We start from the raw sequence: 3,015 nt of genomic DNA on the forward strand, positions 1-3,015 counted from the left end.
CACGTAGCCCAGGCTCATCCGGGCCAACGCCCGGGTCCGGGGCGTGCCGGCGGCCCGGACCGCGCGGCGCAGGTGGCGCAGCGCGCCGGGCAGATCGTTGAGCTCCCGCAGGGCCAGACCGACGGCCCGCTCGGCGGTGGAGCGCTCGTCGGCCCCGGGCCCGGCGGCCAGCACCCGCTGGGCGATCGCGATCGCCTCGCGCGGGTAGCGCTGGACGGCGTCAAGCGCCGCCTGGGCCGTGCCGGCACCGGAACCGGTGCTGTCGGGCATGCTCCACAGAGTTCCCGAACTGATGCCCAGCCGTCAATGTCTGTGCGAGCCTGTCGGGAATCCGAACCAACCATTAACGCCATTGACACGCAACTATGCTTTGGAAGAATCGACGACACCCGGGAAACGTGGCCACGCCGGCCAGTGGCGGGCGCTTCTGCCGACCGCATGGAGGACCCGTGTCGCCTGACCATCCCGCCGCGCCGCGCCCGGCCGGCCAACTGTCCCGACGGCGACTGCTGGCCGCGTCCGCGCTGGCCGCCGCAGCGTCCTTCGCCGCCGGGTCCCGTGCGGCCCCGGCCCGCGGCGACGGCGCGGACGACGCCGCCTACCAGCGCGCCTTCGACGAGGCGCTGGCTGCCGACAAGAACGTCCGCCGGCACACCATGCCGGGCCGGGAGTTCCTCTACCGGCCACGGCAGCTGCTGGCCGCCAACGCCGACGCCCAGCGGGTCACCGCCTGGCTGCGTGCCCGCGGCCACCTGGTGGCCGTGGGCGACGGCTTCGCCGGGGTCACCCGGCTGCTCTTCGACCGGGAGACCGACGTTCCCGCGCTCGTGACCAAGCTGCGCGACCCCCAGCAGTGGCCGGGGCAGCCGGTGCCGAAGGTGCAGCCGCACCACGTGCTGCTGGGCCTCGGCAACATCATGGGCAACCCGGGCAGCCCGCCCACGACGGTCGCCGCGCTGCCGCCGCCGGACCCGGCCCGGCTGGGTGAGGGCGCCGGGGTGACCGTCGGGATCTGCGACACCGGCATGTGGCGGCAGGCCGGCGGCTACCACCCGCAGTGGCTCGGCGGGGCGTACCTGCCGGAGGTCGACGACGAGGACCCGCTCTACGTGCACACCGATGTGCTCGCCCCGCAGGGCGGGCACGGCACCTTCGTCGCCGGGGTGGTGCGGCAGGCCGCGCCGGGGGTCCGGGTCGACCCGGAGCAGGCGCTGACCGCCACCGGCCTCGGCGACGAGGCGTCGGTGGTGGCCGCGATGGCCCGACTCGCGCCGGCGGTGTCCGTGGTCAACCTGTCCCTGGGCGGGTTCACCCAGGACGACCAGCCGTCGCTGCCCCTGGCCAACGCCGTGGCCGCGCTACCCGCGACGAGCGCCGTGGTCGCGGCGGCGGGCAACGCCGGCACCAGCCGGCCGATCTGGCCCGCCGCGCTGGGCCGGGTCGTCGCGGTGGCGGCGGTCAGCCAGGACTCCGGTGGCGTGGTGCCAGCCAGCTACAGCGGGTACGGGCCATGGATCGACGTCTGTGCGGTCGGCGAGCGCCACAGCACGTACGTCGAGGGGCTCTTGCCGCTGCCGGGCCGGCCGACCCGGGTGTTCCACGGCTTCGCCGCCTGGGCCGGTACCTCGTTCGCCACGGCGCACGTCTCCGGTCGGCTCGCCGCCCTGATGACCGCCGGCGGCCTGAGCGCCGACGCGGCCCGGCTGGCGCTGCTCGCGGCGCCGCGCTGGCACCCCGACTACGGCGTGCTCGTCGGATGAGCGAGCGGGCCGCGAGCGAATCAGCAGCACCGTGCGGTGGTCCCGGCCGGTGCCGGGCGCAGCGTTGCGGCGGCGGGAACGAGCGGCCGCGAGCGACGGAGCAGTGCCGCACCAGCCGGCGGACGGCGTCGCCGTGACCGACCCGAGCGCGACCGACCTGGTGACCGCCGCGGCGGGCGGGGACGAGTCGGCGTGGGTGGAGCTGGTCCACCGGTACACCCCGCTCGTCTACTCGGTGATCCGGGCGTACGACCTGAGCCGCGCCGACGCCGCCGACGTCAACCAGACCGTCTGGCTGCGTCTCGTCGAGCAGCTGAGCCGGGTACGCGACCCGCAGGCCCTCGCCTCCTGGCTGGCGACCACGGCCCGGCGTGAGTGCTACCGGCTGTCCCGCCTCGGCCGTCGCACCCAGCTCTTCGACCCGTACGACGACGCGCTGGACGCGTACCATGGCTTCTCCCGCACGGCGGACGTGGCGGCCCCCGACGAGGAACTGCTGCGCGCGGAGCGGCGGCAGGCACTGCGGGAGGGCTTCGCGCAGCTGCCGCCGCGCTGCCAGAAGCTGCTGGCCCTGTTGACCGCCGACCCGCCGGCCAGCTACCGGGAGATCGCCGAACGGCTGAGCGTGCCGGTCGGCAGCATCGGGCCGACCCAGGCCAGATGCCTGCGCCGGCTACGGGACTGCCCGGCGCTCGCCCCGTTCCTCGGAACGGCCGCGACCCGGGCGAACGGAGGTGAACGCGATGGAGCCGTTGCCGCCGGCCGATGACGCGGCCCTGACCGCCGAGCTGGGTGCGGCGCTGCGGGAGGTCGGGTCGGTCCCGGAGGAGTTCCTGACCGCCGCGCGGGCGGCGTTCGCCTGGCGAAACGTCGATGCGGAGGTGGCGCTCGCCGAGCTGACGTTCGACTCGGCGTGCGACGCGGCGCCGGCGCTGACCCGGTCGGCCGGGTCGACGCGGACGCTGTCGTTCCGCAGTGCCGTGGTGACGCTGGAGATCGAGGTGACCGACGCCGGCATCGTCGGTCAACTCTCCCCGCCCCGGGGTGGGCGGGTGTCCGCGCAGACCGCCTCGGGCACGTACGCGGAGGCGCCGGTCGACGCGGTGGGCTTCTTCTCGCTGGGCGCTCCCCCGCCCGGCCCGGTCCGGCTGCGCGCCCACACCGACGGCTACGCGGTGGCCACCACCTGGGTCTCGCTGCGCTGACCCACCGTCCGTCCGGGACGGCGGCGGGCGCCGGGGGGCCCGCCCGGCGC

Annotated in this window: 4 protein-coding genes; 3 read left to right on the forward strand and 1 reads right to left on the reverse strand. The window is 76.0% G+C overall.

From position 1 onward, the window contains the following. Positions 1–270: hypothetical protein (locus tag ABZU52_RS32240; RefSeq protein ID WP_354974688.1), on the reverse strand; the 270-nt coding region annotated here is incomplete at its 3' end. A 179-nt stretch (positions 271–449) separates the two neighbouring features. Between ABZU52_RS32240 and ABZU52_RS32245 the strand changes: the two genes are divergently transcribed. The 3 genes from ABZU52_RS32245 (at position 450) to ABZU52_RS32255 (ending at position 2,965) form a co-directional block, all read left to right on the forward strand. Beyond that, positions 450–1,760, forward strand: coding sequence for a S8/S53 family peptidase (locus ABZU52_RS32245; RefSeq protein ID WP_354974689.1), 1,311 nt, complete (start codon positions 450–452; stop codon positions 1,758–1,760). 103 nt (positions 1,761–1,863) lie between these two features. Further along, a complete protein-coding gene (locus ABZU52_RS32250) occupies positions 1,864–2,529 on the forward strand; it encodes a sigma-70 family RNA polymerase sigma factor (protein WP_354974690.1) in 666 nt (221 codons plus the stop codon). Then, positions 2,504–2,965 (forward strand): hypothetical protein, encoded by a 462-nt coding sequence (locus ABZU52_RS32255; protein WP_354974691.1) that lies wholly within the window; start codon positions 2,504–2,506, stop codon positions 2,963–2,965. The genes ABZU52_RS32250 and ABZU52_RS32255 overlap by 26 nt, the downstream gene beginning before the upstream one ends. The last annotated feature ends 50 nt before the right edge of the window (positions 2,966–3,015 follow it).

This window comes from Micromonospora sp. NPDC005220, from assembly GCF_040607895.1.
In the GTDB taxonomy this organism is placed as follows: domain Bacteria; phylum Actinomycetota; class Actinomycetes; order Mycobacteriales; family Micromonosporaceae; genus Micromonospora.